We start from the raw sequence: 16,280 nt of genomic DNA on the forward strand, positions 1-16,280 counted from the left end.
GTGGCGGGATGCGTGTCGCGCATCTCTCACTCGGAGACTTCCGGAACTACCGCACGGCCGAGCTCGAACTGCGTGCGGGCGCGAACCTGATCCTCGGTCCGAACGGGCAAGGCAAGACGAACCTTGTCGAGGCGATCGCCTACTTTGCGACGCTTCGCTCGCACCGCACGAGCAGCGATACGCCGCTCATCCGCGCGGGCGCGGGTGCGGCGATCGCGCGGATGAAGCTCGAGGCGGCGGGTCGGGACGTGCTGCTCGAGCTTCAGATCAACCGCGAGGGGGCGAATCGGGCGCAGGTCAACCGCAACACGGTTCGGGCGAGGGAAGTGACCCGCTGGTTCTCGGCTGTCGCCTTCGTCCCGGAGGACCTTACGATCGTTCGTGGGGAGCCTTCCGGCCGTCGTAGATTTCTCGATGACGCGCTCGTCTCACGCCACCCGATTGCCGCGGGCGTGCTGGGTGACTACGAGCGGGTCGTGCGGCAGCGGAATTCTTTGCTGAAGTCCGGGCGGGGGAGCGCGCGGACGGTCGAGGCGACCCTCGGAATCTGGGACGATCAGCTCGTTGAGTTCGGCTCGCAGATCATGCTCGCCCGGCGCGAACTGGTGCGGGATCTCGGGGATCCGCTGAGTGCGGGGTACCGCGCGCTCGTGGACGGCGATCACGGGCCGGCGCTTCACCTGTCCGAGTCAGTCGTCGATACGCTGAAGGAGCGCGGTGTTTCACGTGAAACACGCGCTGAGGGTTCGCAGTCGAACGTCGAGCTGGCCGATGTTTCACGTGAAACCCTTGCACAGGAGTTTCGCGACGCCCTTTCCGCGGTGCGATTAAAGGAGATTGATCGCGGCGTCACGCTCCTCGGCCCGCACCGGGATGACCTGCTCCTGACGCTGAACGATCTTCCGGTCAAGGGGTACGCGAGCCACGGGGAATCCTGGTCGTTTGCGCTCTCGATGAAGATGGCGCTCGCCACACTGCTGCGCGAGGAGTCGCCGGCCGGGGATCCGGTGATTATTCTCGACGATGTCTTCGCTGAGTTGGATTCGGGGCGGAGAGGTCGGCTCATGTCTGCCGTTTCTGAGTTTGAGCAGGTCATCGTGACCGCCGCCGTCGAGGCCGACGTGCCGAGGGAGTGGGACTGGAACCGCGTGCAGATTCGCGCGGGGGAGATTCTTCCTGCGGGGGAGCAAACCTCCGGCACTCCCGAGCCGAAGTCGCCGGCTGACACGGATCCGGCCCCCGGAGAATCGCTCTCCACGAAGGATTCTGAGCAATGATCGGCCGCGGAGAGCCGGGATTCGCCACGGAGGCCTACCTCAGGGCCAAGTCGGTCTGGCGCGGGCGGCCGGTGCGCCGGCGTCGCCGCGCCGACGATGACTCTCCCGGCGGCAAGCCGTTCGGCTCCGGCCGCGACCCGCGGATGCTCGGCGACGTCCTGTCGGCAATGGCGAGCGACATGGGGTGGAGCGTCGAGCTCGAGCAGGCCCGAGTGATCGCGGAGTGGCCGGTCTTCGCTGGGGAGGCGACGGCCGAGCGCACGACAGTCGTTGGGATCAGCAACGGGGTGTTGCAGATCCAGTGCGACTCGACCACCTGGGCCACTGAGCTACGCCGGCTCAGGGCCGAGATGCTCACCCGGCTTCTCAGCGAGTATCCGGAGTGCGAGGTGCGCGATCTTCGCTTTCTTGCGCCCGGCGCGCCGAGCTGGCGGCACGGGCCCCGGACGGTCCCCGGGCGCGGGCCGCGCGACACATACGGATAGCTTCGAGCCGACTCGTGCCTGCGGAAAGCCCTCCGGAGGGCCGGTTTCGCGACGATATGCCGATGTTGGGGGTGATCCCGCCTGAAAAACAGCCGCCACAGGCCCGTAACAGCCGATTCAGTGGCCGTTTATTGATAAGCTGGAGTCCGGAAACGTCCGGGGTACCGATCGTGCCCTGAAGGGCCAGAAAAGGATCAATCAAGGCATGAGTGCAGAACAGGCTTCGGCCGCGGAAGACTACGGCGCCGGAGCCATCCAGGTGCTCGAGGGCCTCGAAGCGGTTCGCAAGCGTCCTGGCATGTACATCGGATCGACGGGTCCTCGTGGACTCCATCACCTGGTCTACGAGATCGTTGACAACTCGGTTGACGAGGCCCTTGCGGGGTACTGCGACACCATCGACATCACCATTCTTCCAGATGGCGGCGTCCGCGTGGTGGATAACGGGCGAGGAATTCCGGTCGATCCCCACCCCACGGAGGGTCGGTCGACGGTTGAGGTCGTGCTCACGGTCCTGCACGCGGGCGGCAAGTTCGGCGGCGGCGGATACGCCGTGTCCGGCGGTCTGCACGGCGTCGGCTCGTCCGTCGTCAACGCGCTTTCGAGCCGTTTCGAGGTCTCCGTGAAGCGTCAAGGTTTCACGTGGAACATGTCGTTCACGGGGAGCGTCCCCGACGCGCCGCTCGCGCAGGGGGAGCCCACCGACGAGACCGGAACCACCATCACATTCTGGCCGAGCCCCGAGATCTTCGAGACGGTCGAGTTCGACTATCCGACGCTTCGGACGCGATTCCAGCAAATGGCGTTCCTGAACAAGGGACTCAAGATCGTCCTCACTGACGAGCGTCCCCAGGAGCCCGTCGAGAACGAGGAGGGGGAGCTCGTGACGCCCGCGGCGCCGAGCGACACCTTCCTGTACGAGAAGGGCATCGAGGACTACGTTCAGCACCTGAACGCCGCGAAACGCGCCGATCTCGTCAACGAGGAGATCATCTCCTTCGAGTCCGAGGACACGGAGCGCAAAATCTCGGTCGAGATCGCGATGCAGTGGACGACGGCCTACACGGAGAGCGTCCACACCTACGCGAACACGATCAACACGCACGAGGGCGGCACGCACGAGGAGGGCTTCCGCGCGGCGCTCACCACGCTCGTGAACCGTTACGCGCGCGAGAAAAACCTGCTGCGCGAGAAGGACGACAACCTCTCGGGCGACGACGTGCGCGAGGGCCTGACTGCGGTCATCTCGGTCAAGCTGGGGGAGCCCCAGTTCGAGGGCCAGACGAAGACCAAGCTCGGTAACACCGAGGCGAAGGCGTTCGTGCAGAAGGTCGTCGGCGATCAGCTGGGCGACTGGCTCGAGCGCAACCCCTCGTCCGCGAAGGAGATTGTCCGGAAGTCGATCCAAGCGGCAACCGCGCGCCTCGCCGCCCGCAAGGCGCGCGAGACCGCCCGGCGCAAGGGCCTCCTCGAGTCGGGCGGCATGCCCGGCAAGCTCTCGGACTGCACGAGCAAGGATCCGACGATCTCCGAGATCTTCATCGTGGAGGGCGACTCGGCAGGCGGCTCCGCGAAGACCGGCCGGGATCCCCACACTCAGGCGATCCTGCCGCTGCGCGGCAAGATCCTGAACGTGGAGAAGGCGCGTCTCGATCGTGCCCTCAACAACGCCGAGGTCCAGGCGATGATCACCGCGTTCGGCGCGGGCATCGGTGAGGAGTTCGACCCCGAGAAGGCCAGGTACCACAAGATTGTGCTCATGGCCGACGCGGACGTCGACGGCCAGCACATTACGACGCTGCTTCTCACGCTGCTCTTCCGCTACATGCGCCCGCTCATCGATCTCGGCTACGTGTATCTCGCGCAGCCGCCCCTCTACCGGATCAAGTGGACGAACGCGGACGACGAATACGTCTACAGCGACGCCGAGCGTGACTCGGTGCTCGCGGCCGGCCTCGAATCCGGGCGACGCCTCGCCAAGGAGAGCGGCGTCCAGCGCTACAAGGGCCTCGGCGAGATGAACCACGAGGAGCTGTGGGAGACCACGATGAACCCGCAGACGCGGACCCTCCTCCAGGTCACCATGGAGGACGCGGCGATCGCGGACGAGGTGTTCGCGACACTCATGGGCGAGGACGTAGAGGCTCGCCGCACATTCATCCAGCAGAACGCGAAGGACGTGCGTTTCCTTGACATCTGAGAACCAGACCCCCGAGACCGAGCCGGAGGCCGCGGCGCAGCCCGGCGAGTTCCCGGAGTTCCACCACGGCAAGATCAGCCAGGTCGACCTCCAGGTCGAGATGCAGCGGTCCTACCTGGACTACGCGATGAGCGTCATCGTCGGCCGCGCGCTCCCGGACGTGCGCGACGGGCTGAAGCCCGTGCACCGACGGGTCATCTACACGATGTACGACGGGGGATACCGCCCCGACAAGGCGTTCTCGAAGTGCACGCGCGTCATCGGCGACGTCATGGGCCAGTTCCACCCCCACGGCGACAGCGCGGTGTACGACTCCCTCGTGCGCCTCGTGCAGCCGTGGGCGATGCGATACCCGCTCGCGCTCGGCCAGGGCAACTTCGGCTCCCCGGGTAACGACGGCGCGGCCGCCCACCGATACACCGAGACCAAGATGTCGCAGCTCGCGATGGAGATGGTCCGGGACATCGACGAGGACACGGTCGACTTCGAGGACAACTACGACGGCCGCACAAAGGAGCCCACGGTCCTCACCGCGCGCTTCCCGAACCTGCTCGTCAACGGCTCCGTCGGCATCGCCGTCGGCATGGCGACGAACATCCCGCCGCACAACCTGCGCGAGGTCTCCGAGGCGGCCATCTGGCACCTCGAGCACCCCGAGGCGAGCCGCGAGGAGCTGCTCGACGCGCTCATGGAGCGCGTGAAGGGGCCCGACTTCCCGACCGGCGCGCAGATCCTCGGCACGAAGGGGATCCGCGAGGCGTATCGCACGGGCCGCGGCTCGATCACGATGCGCGCGGTCGTGAGCATCGAGGAGATCCAGGGCCGCACCTGCCTCGTCGTGACGGAGCTCCCGTACCAGGTGAACCCGGACAACCTCGCGGTGAAGATCGCGGATCTCGTCAAGGAGAACAAGGTCCAGGGGATCGCCGACATCCGCGACGAGACGAGCGGCCGCACGGGCCAGCGCCTCGTCATCGTGCTGAAGCGCGACGCGATCGCGAAGGTCGTGCTGAACAATCTCTACAAGCACACGCAGCTGCAGGAGAACTTCGGCGCGAACATGCTCGCGATCGTCGACGGCGTGCCGCGCACCCTCGCGCTCGACGGCTTCATCACGGCGTGGGCGAAGTTCCAGATCGAGGTCATCGTCCGCCGGACCGAGTACCGGCTGAAGAAGGCCGAGGCGGAGGCGCACATCCAGCGCGGCTACCTCAAGGCGCTCGACGCGCTCGACGAGGTCATCGCACTGATCCGGCGCTCGCCCACGGTCGAGGAGGCTCGCGAGGGCCTCATGAAGCTCCTCGACGTCGACCAGATCCAGGCCGACGCGATCCTGGGTCTGCAGCTGCGCCGTCTCGCCGCCCTCGAGCGACAGAAGATTCTGGATCTCGCGGCGAAGCTCGAGGCGCAGATTGCCGAGTACCAGGGGATCCTGGCCTCGCCGAGCGAGCAGCGTGGGATCGTCGTGACCGAGCTCACCGAGCTCGTCGACAAGTTCGGCGACGACCGCCGCACGAACATCCTGCACGGCTTCGACGGAGACATGTCGATGGAGGACCTGATCCCCGAGGAGGAGATGGTCGTCACGGTGACGCGCGGCGGATACGTCAAGCGCACCAGGATCGACAACTACCGCTCGCAACACCGCGGCGGCAAGGGCGTGAAGGGCGCGCAGCTGCGCGCCGACGACATCGTCGAGCACTTCTTCGTGACGACAACGCACCACTGGCTGCTGTTCTTCACGAACACGGGCCGCGTCTACCGCGCGAAGACGTACGAGATTCCCGAGGGTGGTCGCGACTCGAAGGGCCAGCACCTCGCGAACCTGCTCGCGCTCGCGCCCGACGAGACGGTCACGCAGATCCTCGACATCCGTGACTTCGCGGCGGCCGGCTATCTCGTGCTCGCGACCCGCGACGGCCTCGTCAAGAAGACGGCGCTCACGGAGTACGACACGAACCGCACGGGCGGCATCATCGCGATCAAGCTGCGCGAGGGCGACGAGCTCGTCTCGGCGCTGATCGCGGAGGCCGACGACGACGTCCTGCTCGTCTCGAGACACGGAATGTCGGTCCGCTTTAAGGCATCTGATCAGGCACTTCGCCCGATGGGCCGGTCGACGAGTGGCGTCCGCGGAATGAACTTCCGCGAGGGCGACACGCTCCTCTCGGCGTCGCGCATCGGCGCCGACGAGGGCTTCGTCTTCGTCGTCACGGAGGGCGGCTACGCGAAGCGCACAGCGGTCGGCGAGTACCGCGTGCAGCAGCGCGGCGGATACGGGATCAAGGTCGCAAAGCTCGACGAGAACCGCGGCGATCTGGTGGGCGCACTCATCGTGGATGAGGGCGACGAGGTGCTCGCGGTCCTCGCAAGCGGTAAGGTTGTACGCTCGAGCGTTGCCGAGGTTCCCGCCAAGGGCAGGAACACCATGGGGGTCGTTTTTGCAAGATTCCCAGAGGGTGACCGTATTATTGGCATCGCGCGAAATTCGGAGCGCGGGCTCGATGACGAAGAGTCCGAGGCCCGTGAGCCCGAGAACGCTGAGAACGGGGAAGACCTGAATGAGTAACACTGTCGCTGACAAGCTGGCCAAGAAGACCCGCAAGAAGGCCCCGGCCAAGCAGGTTCGCCTGAAGCTCGTCTACATCGACTTCTGGTCAGCGGTGAAGTTCTCCTTCCTGGTCTCCATCTGCCTCGCGGTCGTCGGCATCGTCTCCACGATCCTCATCTACACCGTCCTCACGCAGACCGGAGTCTTCGGCCAGGTCGACGCGCTCTTCATGGACATCGTCGGCGAAGAGAACAGCCTCATGAAGATCATCGGCTTCCCGCAGGTGCTCGGCTTCTCGGTCGTGGTCGGGATCCTGAACACGATCGTGGGCACGGCGCTCGGCGCCGTGGGCGCGCTCGTCTACAACCTGCTTGTGCGCGTGCTCGGCGGCTTCCAGCTCGGCTTCACCAGCAACTAGGGGTGGGGGCGGCGGCTTTGGCTGCTTGCGCCGCTTCCGCCGCGTCCGCCTTTTCCGCCTTTTCCGCCGCTTCCGAGCCTGAGTTGACCCAAAGTGACGCATAATCCCGATTAGGCGTCACTTTGGGTCAACTCTTTGGGCGGGGGAGGGGCGGCGGCACGCCCGAAATGGATCCTCGATTTCAGAATCTCGGGGGGATCGGGTAGAGTCATTGCTTGGTCAAGGGGCTATAGCTCAGGCGGTTAGAGCGCTTCACTGATAATGAAGAGGTCCCAGGTTCAAGTCCTGGTAGCCCCACCGAACCACAGCTACACTGGTGGTTCGAGGGTCCTTAACTCAGTTGGTAGAGTGCCTGCTTTGCAAGCAGGATGTCGGGAGTTCGATTCTCCCAGGATCCACCATCTAGAAGCCCCCAACTCCCGCGAAATATCGCGAAGTCGGGGGCTTTCTTCGTCTCCCGGCAATGCTGCCGGCAACGCAAGGGCGAGACCCGCAAGAAAAAAGTAGGGAAACCCCGAACCCCATCCTCCGGATCCCTCCGTGTCGCGCGGGGGCGAGGCGGCCTAGCGTAGAGGTCATGGAAACCAGTGTCGCGGCGCAACAGCCGCAAGCTCTCACGCCGCCGGTCCCGAGCCCGGCGCCTGAGCCGCCCTCACCGACGCCCGCCCAGGGGGCGCAGCCCGCCCAGCGCCCGCCGCTGCGCATCATGCTCACGATCCTGCAGCTCGCGGCCGTCGGGATCTTCGGCACCGCGGTGCTGACCGTGTACTCGGGGCTCATCGGCACGGGGATCGGGCTCATCCCGGTGCTCGGGATCGGCCTCGTCATCCTGGTGGGGCTCGTGTACGGCCTGTTCGGGCTGGGCTGGTTCGAGGTGCAGCGCGTCGCCGGGCTGTATCGCCTGGACGTGCCGCCGCTCGCGTTGCGGCGGATGCAGACGCGGAGCTTCGGCGGGTACCTGCGGGCGCTCGGGCGGCAGACGATCGACGGGCGGATGTGGCGGGCGGTCGCGAACTTCCTGATCATGTCCCTGCTGGGCTGGGTGGTGCTCATGCTCGCGCAGGCCACCGTGTTCGGCGCCGTGTCGGCGTTCGGATCCGCCAGGTGGACGATCTCCGGGCTCTCAGTCCGATCCGGGATCTTCGGGCCCCTGCTCGGGCTGATCGCGATCGCCTTGATCGTCGGCGTCGCGCTCCTCGCCCGGGTCATCTCGATCTCGATCATCGGCGCGAAGATCCGGGAGGAGCAGCTTGAGCGCCAGGTCGCCCGCACGGCGCAGGAGCGCGCCGGCGCGGTGCGCGCGGCGGACGTCGAGCGCAGCCGCATCGAGAGGGACCTGCACGACGGGGTTCAGCCGCGGCTCGTGTCGATCGGAATGACGCTCGGGATCGCGAAGCAGCGCATCGACACGGATCCCGAGCAGGCGAAGGAGCTCATCGAGGAGGCGCACACGTCGACGAAGGCCGCGATCACCGAGCTGCGGCAGCTGGCGCGCGGGATCCACGCCTCCGTGCTCGACGACCGCGGGCTCGACGCCGCGCTCTCGGCCCTCGCCGCCCGCTCGCACGTGCCCGTCGTGCTCGACGTGCGGCAGCCGACCCGCTGCAGCCGCGATGCCGAGGCCGCGCTGTACTTCGCGATCGCCGAGTCGCTCACGAACGCTGCGAAGCACTCGCGGGCGAGCGAGTGCCGCGTCATCGTGCGCGAGCGCGAGCACGAACTGTGGGCCTGGATCGAGGACAACGGCATCGGCGGCGCCCGCATCGTGCGCGGTGGCGGCCTCGACGGCATCACGAACCGGGTGCTCGCCGCCGGCGGCACCGCGACACTCACGAGCCCCGTCGGGGGCCCGACGTCACTGGAGGTGAGCGTCCCGTGCGCATCCTGATCTGCGAGGATTCCGTCCTGCTCCGCGAGGGGCTCGTGCGGCTGCTCGAGCACAGCGGGCACACCGTGGTCGCTGCGCTCCGCGACGCCGAGGGGATCGTCGAGGCGGTCGCCGACACGGAGCCCGAGCTCTGCATCCTCGACGTGCGGCTCCCGCCGAGCTTCACCGACGAGGGCATCCGCGCGGCGCTCCGGCTGCGGCAGGGGAGCCCGGATCTCCCGATCCTGGTGCTCTCGCAGTACGTGGAGGAGCGCTACGCCGCCGAGCTCATCGCCGCGCACGGCGGTCCGCTCGGCTACCTCCTGAAGGACCGCGTCGCCGACGTTGCCGAGTTCGTCGACAGTGTCGAGCGGATCGCGGGTGGCGACACGATCCTCGACCCCGAGGTCGTCGCGCAGCTCCTCTCGCGGCGCGGCCGCGACGACCGGCTCCGTCGGCTCACCGAGCGCGAGCGCACCGTGCTCGCCGCCATCGCCGAGGGGCGCTCCAATCAGGCAATCGCCCAGCTGCTCTTCCTCTCCGAGGCGAGCGTCGAGAAGCACATCACCGCGATCTTCCAGAAGCTCGGGCTCGCGGCGGACGACGCCGGAAACCGCCGCGTCATGGCGGCGATCGCGTACCTCACGAGCACGGGGGCCGTCCAGGCGCCTCCGGCATACCCCGGCCAGGGATCCGGCGCGGGATCCACCGCAGGATCCGGCGCCTGACCGGCCGCAACAGCTTTCACAAAGGAGAATTAACATGTCTGCAGATCAGCGCAGGACCGCCCGCGCGAACGGCGCGACGACCCCGATCCTGATCACGACCGCGATCATCGGCGGAGTCGCCCTTGCCGCCGTGGGCACGAGCGCGGCCTTCGGCGCGGCCGGCTCCCTGCGGGCCGGGTCGGCACCGGAATCGACGCTGCAGCGGGTCGACGCCGCGGGCGTCACGGGCGTCGAGATTGAGGCCTCATCGGCCGACGTCTCGGTGCGTTTCGGATCCGTCGACGAGGCGAGGCTTGAGGTCGAGGGCGGGGGAGCCGACTTCTGGGAACTCACGCGGGACGAGAGCGAGCTCAGGGTGACCCGCTCGGGTGGCTTCTTCGGGGGCTGCCTCTTCTGGTGCGACCTCGGGCGCACGACCGTGGTGCTCACGCTCCCTCAGGAGCTCGAGGCGCGCGGGATCGAAGCTGACGCGCGGCTCTCAGCCGGAAGCCTCGATCTTGACGGCAGCTGGGGTGAGGTCGACCTCGATGTCAGCGCGGGCCACGCCAATCTCGACATCGACGCCACGAAGCTCGAGGTCGAGATGAGCGCCGGCCGTCTCGACGGCACGGCGCGCGAGGTGCGGAAGGCGAGCTTCGAGCTCTCCGCCGGCACCGCGGAGTTCGAGCTCGCGGGTGCCGCCCCCGAGCAGCTCGAGATTGGCCTCAGCGCGGGGAGACTGGGGCTCACGGTTCCGGACGAGACGTACCGCCTCACCGAGGAGCGCTCCGCCGGCTCGCTCGACCACCGGCTGCGCACCGATCCCGGATCGAATCGCCTGATCAACGTGGAAATGTCGGCGGGCAACGTGACCCTTTCGCCAGCGGATTGAGCCCGCCATAGAATTGCCGCATGGTGGGTTGGCGTCAGGACGTGTTGGGGGCGGGCTTCGAGTGCGTGGATCTCGACCTCGGCGCGGACTCCGAGGGCCCGCTCGTCGCGACCCTCGTGCGTTCCCTCCCCGCCGAGCGCGGCACCGTCACGCGGATCCTTGATCGGATCCGGGGGCGCGAGCGCCTGCTCGAGAGCGTCGACGTACTTTACATCCACGGCTGGTCCGACTACTTCTTCCAGAAGACGCTCGCCCGCTTCTTCACGGAGCGCGGCGCCCGCTTCTTCGCGCTCGACCTGCGCAAGTACGGCAGAAGCCTCCGCGAGGGCCAGACCGCCGGCTACATCGACAGACTCTCCGACTACGACGCCGAGATCGGGCTCGCGATCGACGAGATCACGGCGAGCCGCGACGGCGAGGAGCGCGACCTCCTGCTTTTCGGCCATTCGACGGGCGGCCTGATCCTGAGCCTCTGGGCCGACCGGAATCCCGGTCAGGGGAGTGCTCTCCTGCTCAATAGTCCGTGGCTCGAATTGCAGGTCTCGGCCGCCGGGCGGCAGCTCATCGCCCCCATCGTGAACCTCAGTGTGCGCCTCAATCCCCGGGAGGTCGGACCCCAGCTCGACTACGGCTACTACGCGCGCGCCCAGCGGGAGGTGGGCCCGAAGGAGGACCTCGAGGCCGTGAACCAGGTGTGGCGCCCGGATCGCACGCACGCCGTGCTGAGCGGCTGGTTCCGCGCCATCCTCGACGGCCACGCCGCCGTGAGCCGGGGGCTCGCCATCGGGATCCCCGTCGGCGTGCTGCTGTCGGCCCGCTCGGCATTCCCGGGTCGCTGGAGTGAGGAACTCACGCGCGCCGACACCGTGCTCGACGTTGACGAGGTGGCGAAGGCGGCACTGAAGCTCGGCCCGAGCGTCACGGTCGAACGGATCGACGGGGCGCTGCACGACGTGTTCCTGTCGGCCGAAGCCCCGCGGGCGCTCGCCTACGAGCGTCTGGAGAGCCTGCTCATCGCCTGGCGGGCGCAGGAGCGCGCAGCCTGACGGAGTAGGCTCGAGTCATGGATCTGAGAGTGGCCGCCTACGCGGTAGTGGAGCGGCGGGGCAAGATCCTGCTCACCCACTGGCGCCGTGGCCACCTGCACGGCTGGACACTCCCCGGGGGCGGCCTCGAGGCGGGCGAGGACCCGCGCGACGCGGTCGTCCGCGAGGTTATGGAGGAGACCGGCCTCGAAGCCCGCGTCGGCAAGCTGCTCGGCGTCGACTCGCGGGTCATGGTGCGCGAGGAGGTGCCGGACGGCATCGATCCGGAGCTGCACACGATCCGCATCGTCTACCGCGCGAGCGTGAAGGACGGGCCGCTCCAGCACGAGATCGACGGCTCCTCGGATGAGGCGCGCTGGGTGCTGCTCCGCGACATCCGCTCGCTCCGCACGCTCTCGCTCGTGCAGACCGGCCTGCGGATGGCGGGCATCCAGCGCCGCGGCCAGGAGCGCGGCGGGCAGAAGTCCGGTGGGCAGAAGTCCGGCTCACGCGGCAAGTCGAACAGGCCGCGCAAGCAGGACTGAGACTGCGCCGAGGGCCGAGAACACGTGAGGGGCGCGGGATCCCGATCCGGATCCAGCGCCCCTCACGCATCGCAGTGACTAGTTCTCGGGGGCGACCCAGAGTTCGTCGTCCGTGCGGAAGGCCTGCCACAGCGCGTAGCCGACGCCCGCGGCCGCGACGACACCGAGGCTGATCGCAATGACGCCGCCGACGGTGCCCTTGCGATCTTTCTTCAGGTAGCCGGCGCGCTCACCGAAGCCGCGCACCTGCTTGGCCGCGTCGTGGTTGTCGAGCTCGTCGAGCGCGCGGATCGTGCGGGCGAGGGCGCTCGCGACGAACGGCGCCGTGAAGCGGCGCACGTTGTCCGCGGCCTTGCGGGCCGAGTGGACACCGCGGTCGACGACCGGGCGGATGTTGTCGAGCGACTCCTCGACGCGAGGAGCGAGGTGCTCGTCGCTCAGGCGCTTCGCCTGCTTTCCGGCGCTCTGGATCACGTCGCCCGCGTGTCCGAGAACGACGCGCTGCTGGTCGAGCAGCTCTTGTGCGTCGTTGCGCAGACGGCGGAGTTCGCGACGGCGCTTGCGTGAGAGTTTCATACGGTCCTCCTACTGGCTGCGCGAGGCGATGCCCTGCGCTGGTTCGCTCTTCCCTCCACGCTACACCGAACCTGTGCCCCGTCGCGCGGTTTCCCTAGCGGTCACCGGGGATTCTCTGGGTTCTCCCGTGGCGAAACCGGCGAGATGGTCAGGGAATCGGGCGGCCAGCCCCGCCTAGACTGGGGTCATGACCAATCACAGCGCAGTAGCGACCATTCACACGAACCACGGCGACATCGTCATCAACCTGTTCGGCGATCAGGCACCGAAGACGGTCAAGAACTTCGTCGACCTCGCGGAGAAGGGCTTCTACGACGGCGTCATCTTCCACCGCATCATTCCGAACTTCATGATCCAGGGCGGCGACCCCACGGGCACTGGCACCGGCGGCCCCGGCTACGTCTTCGACGACGAGATCCACCCCGAGCTCGTCTTCGACAAGCCCTACCAGCTCGCCATGGCGAACGCGGGCAAGCGCCCCGACATGACGGGCCGCCTCGCTGGCACGAACGGCTCACAGTTCTTCATCACCACGACGGCCCCGGACTGGCTGAACGGCAAGCACTCGATCTTCGGCGAGGTCGCCGACGACGAGTCGAAGGCCGTCGTCGACGCCATCTCCGCCGTGCAGACCGGCGCCATGGATCGCCCCGTCGAGGACGTCGTGATCAGCGGCGTCGACATCGCCGCGGCCTAGCCGACGGTGTCGACGAGCGGCTCGGGCCCGGCGTTCGGAGAGCGCGCCGAGTACGGCCCCGAGGACGTCTGCTACCGCCACCCCGGCGTGCACAGCTTCACGCTCTGCCAGCGCTGCGGCCGCACGATCTGCGCGGACTGCCAGAACGTGTCGGCCGTCGGCGTGCTGTGCCCCGATTGCACGAAGCAGACGCAGCCGGGCGCGAGCCGCCGCATCGCCCGCTCCTCCCAGGTCACCGGGCGCCGGATCGCGGCGCTCGACGCCCCCGTCACGTACGGGATCATGGCGCTGTGCGTCCTCGTCTTCCTGGGTCAGATGGCGAGCCACTATTTCGCCGCCGACGGGGTGACGCGCGCGCTTTGGTACGCGCCGCTGTACTCGCTGCCGTTCGAGTTTGAGCCCTGGCGCATGGTGACGGCCATGTTCACGCACTCGACGGGCTTCATCTTCCACATCCTCTTCAACATGTACGCGCTGTGGCTCTTCGGCCGCAACCTCGAGCAGATGATCGGGCGCTTCGCGTTCCTCACGCTCTACGTGTTCGCGGGGATCGGCGGCTCGCTCGGCGTCATGTACTGGACCTTCGCGGAGCCCTCGTCGATGCTCGGCGCGACGGTGGGCGCCTCTGGCGCGATCTTCGGCGTGCTGACGGCGACGCTCGTGGCGTTCCGTGCCGCGCGCGTAAACGTCACCTCGCTCGCCGTGCTCATCGCGATCAACTTCGGGATCGGGCTGATCCCGGGCGCCGCGATCTCGTGGCAGGCGCACCTCGGCGGCATGGTCGTCGGCGCGGTCACCATGTGGGCGCTGCTCGCGACCCGCGGCCCGCGCTTCAAGACGCGCCGGATCATCCTGCTCGTCGTGATCGGCGTCGTGCTCGTTGCCCTCGCGTGCGGCTTCTTCGTGGCGACGCCGAATCTCGCGGCCGTCACGGGCTAGGCAAACGCGGCTCCGGAACCCCGGCTCACAGCGAAGGCCCCCGGCGATTGCCGGGGGCCTTCGAGTTATCCACAGGCTTCTCCCCAGCTGGGGAGAATTACACCGGTGTGATTTAGCTGGAGGAGCGGATGAGTCTCGGGGCTACTTCCACCACGGGGTCATGAGGAAGCCGACGAGCACCAGGCCGAAGCCGACGAAGATATTCGCCTGGCCGAGCATGGGGATCGGGAGCTGCAGGTTCGTGCTCGTGACGTAGTAGAGCACGATCCAGACGAGTCCGAGAAGCATGAAACCGAACATGACCGGCTTGAACCACACCGGGTTCGGCGCCTGCTTGCGGACCGACGCGGATTCGGCCCGCTCGCGGTCGAGCTCGGCCGACTTGCGCTTGCTTACATTCTTTCCAGCTGCTGCCATGGCTCAGAGTCTACCCGGAACAGAGGGGTCTCCCCGGTGAGCGCACCTAGAATAGTGGGGTGATCGAGCAAGAAGGCACGCACGGCAAGCGCCCCAAGCGGCGTCGAGCGCGCCTGAGCCCGCTCACGGTGATCGGAGAACTCCTGCTCCTGGGCGGTCTCGGCGTGCTGGGGTACATCGTCTGGCAGCCGTGGCACACGGGCGTCACCGTCACCGCGAAGCAGACCGAGATCTCGGCCGAGCTCTCGAAGAAGTGGGACGCGGAGGCGGCGTCGAACCCGCTGCAGACCGACGGGATCCCCGTGCCGCCGAAGCCGGCGCCCGCCGAGAGCTTCGCCGTGCTCTACGCGCCCTCGTTCGGCACGAGCTACGCGAACAACATCGGCGAGACGACCGACTGGTGGACAGTGCTGAACCTCGACGAGAAGGGCATCGGGCACTACGAGACGTCCCAGATGCCCGGCCAGCCCGGCAACTTCGCGCTCGCGGGGCACCGATCCGGGCCCCTCATCAACTCGTTCCGCGAGGTCATGAACCTCCGCGTCGGCGACCCGCTCTTCATCGAGACGAAGGACGGCTGGTACATCTACCGCTTCCGCGACATCGAGTACGTGCTGCCGAGCGAGACCGACGTGCTGAACCCGTTCCCGCGGCTCGAGGGCGAGCCCGGCGTCGACCAGATCATGACGTTCACGACGTGCCACCCCAAGTGGGCGGGCAGCGACGAGCGGGCGATCGCGTACTCGGTGTTCGAGGGCTTCCAGCCCCGCAGCGAGGGGATCCCGAAGGAGCTCCTCGAGCTCAACCCGGCGCTGAAGGGAGAGGCGAGCTGATGTTCTCACTGCTCTGGAGATTCTTCCCCGGACCGGCCTGGTTCCGGGTGATCGTGCTGCTCGTGGTGCTTGCGGCGCTCGTGTACGTGCTGATCGAATACGTCTACCCGTGGGTCGCCCTGCAGCTGCCCGGAGAAGAAGTGACGGTGAACTGATGACGAGCATCCTGGTAATCGACAACTACGACAGCTTCGTCTACACGCTGAACGGCTACCTGCAGCAGCTCGGCGCGGAGACCCGCGTGATCCGGAACGACGAGGTCGCCACGGGCGAGCTTGAAGCGCTCGCCTCCGAGTTCGACGGCGTGCTCATCTCGCCCGGCCCGGGCACGCCCGCCGACGCCGGCGTCTCGATCTCGATGGTCGGGATCGCCCTGCGCACCGGGGTGCCGCTGCTCGGCGTCTGCCTCGGCCACCAGGCGATCGCTGAGGCGCTCGGCGCCACCGTGACCCACGCCGAGGAGCTCATGCACGGCAAGATCTCGCGCGTGCGCCACAGGGGCGACCTGTTCTTCGCCGACGTCGCCGCCGAGTTCGACGCGACGAGGTATCACTCGCTTGCCGTCGTGCGCGACACCGTGCCCGAGGTGCTCGAGATCACGGCCGAGACCGCGAGCGGCATCGTCATGGCGTTGAAGCACCGCGAGTTGCCGATCTACGGGGTGCAGTACCACCCGGAGTCGGTGCTCACGGAGGGCGGCTACCAGCAGCTCGGCAACTGGCTCGGCGTCGTCGGGCTCGCGAACGCGCCGGAGATCGCACGCTCGCTCTCGCCGCTGCTCGCGAAGTAGCTGCTCGCGAAGTGGTCGCCGCTCCCGAAGGCGCCGCTCCCGAAGGCGCCGCGGCGCCGGA

At 67.7% G+C, this 16,280-nt stretch carries 17 protein-coding genes and 2 tRNA genes; 17 read left to right on the forward strand and 2 right to left on the reverse strand.

Annotation, left to right across the window (positions count from 1 at the left end):
* The first annotated feature begins 8 nt into the window (after nucleotides 1–8).
* From recF to ACOPJ3_RS01675, 12 genes are all read left to right on the forward strand, one after another.
* Entirely contained in the window at nucleotides 9–1,277 is a 1,269-nt protein-coding gene (gene recF, locus ACOPJ3_RS01620) for a DNA replication/repair protein RecF (protein WP_427870085.1), read from the forward strand.
* Nucleotides 1,274–1,762, forward strand: coding sequence for a DUF721 domain-containing protein (locus ACOPJ3_RS01625; RefSeq protein ID WP_427870086.1), 489 nt, complete (start codon nucleotides 1,274–1,276; stop codon nucleotides 1,760–1,762). Before recF ends, ACOPJ3_RS01625 begins: the two co-directional genes overlap by 4 nt.
* Before the next feature lie 205 nt (nucleotides 1,763–1,967).
* A complete protein-coding gene (gyrB, locus tag ACOPJ3_RS01630) occupies nucleotides 1,968–3,962 on the forward strand; it encodes a DNA topoisomerase (ATP-hydrolyzing) subunit B (RefSeq protein ID WP_427870087.1) in 1,995 nt (664 codons plus the stop codon).
* 73 nt (nucleotides 3,963–4,035) lie between these two features.
* A complete protein-coding gene (gene gyrA, locus ACOPJ3_RS01635; protein WP_427871251.1) occupies nucleotides 4,036–6,531 on the forward strand; it encodes a DNA gyrase subunit A in 2,496 nt (831 codons plus the stop codon).
* Nucleotides 6,524–6,931 (forward strand): DUF3566 domain-containing protein, encoded by a 408-nt coding sequence (locus ACOPJ3_RS01640; RefSeq protein WP_427870088.1) that lies wholly within the window; start codon nucleotides 6,524–6,526, stop codon nucleotides 6,929–6,931. Before gyrA ends, ACOPJ3_RS01640 begins: the two co-directional genes overlap by 8 nt.
* Before the next feature lie 223 nt (nucleotides 6,932–7,154).
* A tRNA-Ile gene (locus ACOPJ3_RS01645) sits at nucleotides 7,155–7,228 on the forward strand.
* 28 nt (nucleotides 7,229–7,256) lie between these two features.
* Nucleotides 7,257–7,332, forward strand: a tRNA-Ala gene (locus ACOPJ3_RS01650).
* A 176-nt stretch (nucleotides 7,333–7,508) separates the two neighbouring features.
* Nucleotides 7,509–8,819: a histidine kinase gene (locus tag ACOPJ3_RS01655; protein ID WP_427870089.1), complete on the forward strand. Its 1,311-nt coding sequence runs from the start codon at nucleotides 7,509–7,511 to the stop codon at nucleotides 8,817–8,819.
* On the forward strand, nucleotides 8,807–9,526 hold the full coding sequence (locus ACOPJ3_RS01660; RefSeq protein ID WP_427870090.1) for a response regulator transcription factor: 720 nt from the start codon (nucleotides 8,807–8,809) through the stop codon (nucleotides 9,524–9,526). The genes ACOPJ3_RS01655 and ACOPJ3_RS01660 overlap by 13 nt, the downstream gene beginning before the upstream one ends.
* A gap of 34 nt (nucleotides 9,527–9,560) precedes the next feature.
* A complete protein-coding gene (locus tag ACOPJ3_RS01665) occupies nucleotides 9,561–10,397 on the forward strand; it encodes a hypothetical protein (RefSeq protein WP_427870091.1) in 837 nt (278 codons plus the stop codon).
* Nucleotides 10,398–10,417: 20 nt separating this feature from the next.
* Entirely contained in the window at nucleotides 10,418–11,443 is a 1,026-nt protein-coding gene (locus tag ACOPJ3_RS01670; RefSeq protein WP_427870092.1) for an alpha/beta hydrolase, read from the forward strand.
* 17 nt (nucleotides 11,444–11,460) lie between these two features.
* Nucleotides 11,461–11,967 (forward strand): NUDIX hydrolase, encoded by a 507-nt coding sequence (locus tag ACOPJ3_RS01675; protein ID WP_427870093.1) that lies wholly within the window; start codon nucleotides 11,461–11,463, stop codon nucleotides 11,965–11,967.
* Nucleotides 11,968–12,045: 78 nt separating this feature from the next.
* Here the strand turns inward: ACOPJ3_RS01675 and ACOPJ3_RS01680 are convergent, their stop codons facing one another.
* Nucleotides 12,046–12,543, reverse strand: coding sequence for a DNA/RNA helicase (locus tag ACOPJ3_RS01680; RefSeq protein WP_427870094.1), 498 nt, complete (start codon nucleotides 12,541–12,543; stop codon nucleotides 12,046–12,048).
* A 187-nt stretch (nucleotides 12,544–12,730) separates the two neighbouring features.
* Between ACOPJ3_RS01680 and ACOPJ3_RS01685 the strand changes: the two genes are divergently transcribed.
* Both ACOPJ3_RS01685 and ACOPJ3_RS01690 read left to right on the forward strand, forming a co-directional pair.
* On the forward strand, nucleotides 12,731–13,240 hold the full coding sequence (locus ACOPJ3_RS01685; protein ID WP_427870095.1) for a peptidylprolyl isomerase: 510 nt from the start codon (nucleotides 12,731–12,733) through the stop codon (nucleotides 13,238–13,240).
* A gap of 6 nt (nucleotides 13,241–13,246) precedes the next feature.
* Entirely contained in the window at nucleotides 13,247–14,179 is a 933-nt protein-coding gene (locus ACOPJ3_RS01690; protein ID WP_427870096.1) for a rhomboid family intramembrane serine protease, read from the forward strand.
* 141 nt (nucleotides 14,180–14,320) lie between these two features.
* Here ACOPJ3_RS01690 and ACOPJ3_RS01695 read toward each other — a convergent pair whose 3' ends face one another.
* Entirely contained in the window at nucleotides 14,321–14,596 is a 276-nt protein-coding gene (locus ACOPJ3_RS01695) for a cell division protein CrgA (RefSeq protein ID WP_427870097.1), read from the reverse strand.
* 59 nt (nucleotides 14,597–14,655) lie between these two features.
* Between ACOPJ3_RS01695 and ACOPJ3_RS01700 the strand changes: the two genes are divergently transcribed.
* The 3 genes from ACOPJ3_RS01700 to ACOPJ3_RS01710 are packed head-to-tail and all read left to right on the forward strand — an operon-like array spanning nucleotide 14,656 to nucleotide 16,219.
* Complete coding sequence (locus ACOPJ3_RS01700; protein ID WP_427870098.1) at nucleotides 14,656–15,429, forward strand: class E sortase; 774 nt, start codon at nucleotides 14,656–14,658, stop codon at nucleotides 15,427–15,429.
* The gene (locus tag ACOPJ3_RS01705) at nucleotides 15,429–15,584 is read left to right on the forward strand and encodes a hypothetical protein (protein ID WP_427870099.1); all 156 of its coding nucleotides are present in this window, start codon (nucleotides 15,429–15,431) and stop codon (nucleotides 15,582–15,584) included. The genes ACOPJ3_RS01700 and ACOPJ3_RS01705 overlap by 1 nt, the downstream gene beginning before the upstream one ends.
* Entirely contained in the window at nucleotides 15,584–16,219 is a 636-nt protein-coding gene (locus tag ACOPJ3_RS01710) for an anthranilate synthase component II (protein ID WP_427870100.1), read from the forward strand. Before ACOPJ3_RS01705 ends, ACOPJ3_RS01710 begins: the two co-directional genes overlap by 1 nt.
* Nucleotides 16,220–16,280: the final 61 nt, after the last annotated feature.

The organism is Leucobacter luti, from assembly GCF_050310065.1.
Classification (GTDB): Bacteria; Actinomycetota; Actinomycetes; order Actinomycetales; family Microbacteriaceae; genus Leucobacter; species Leucobacter luti_B.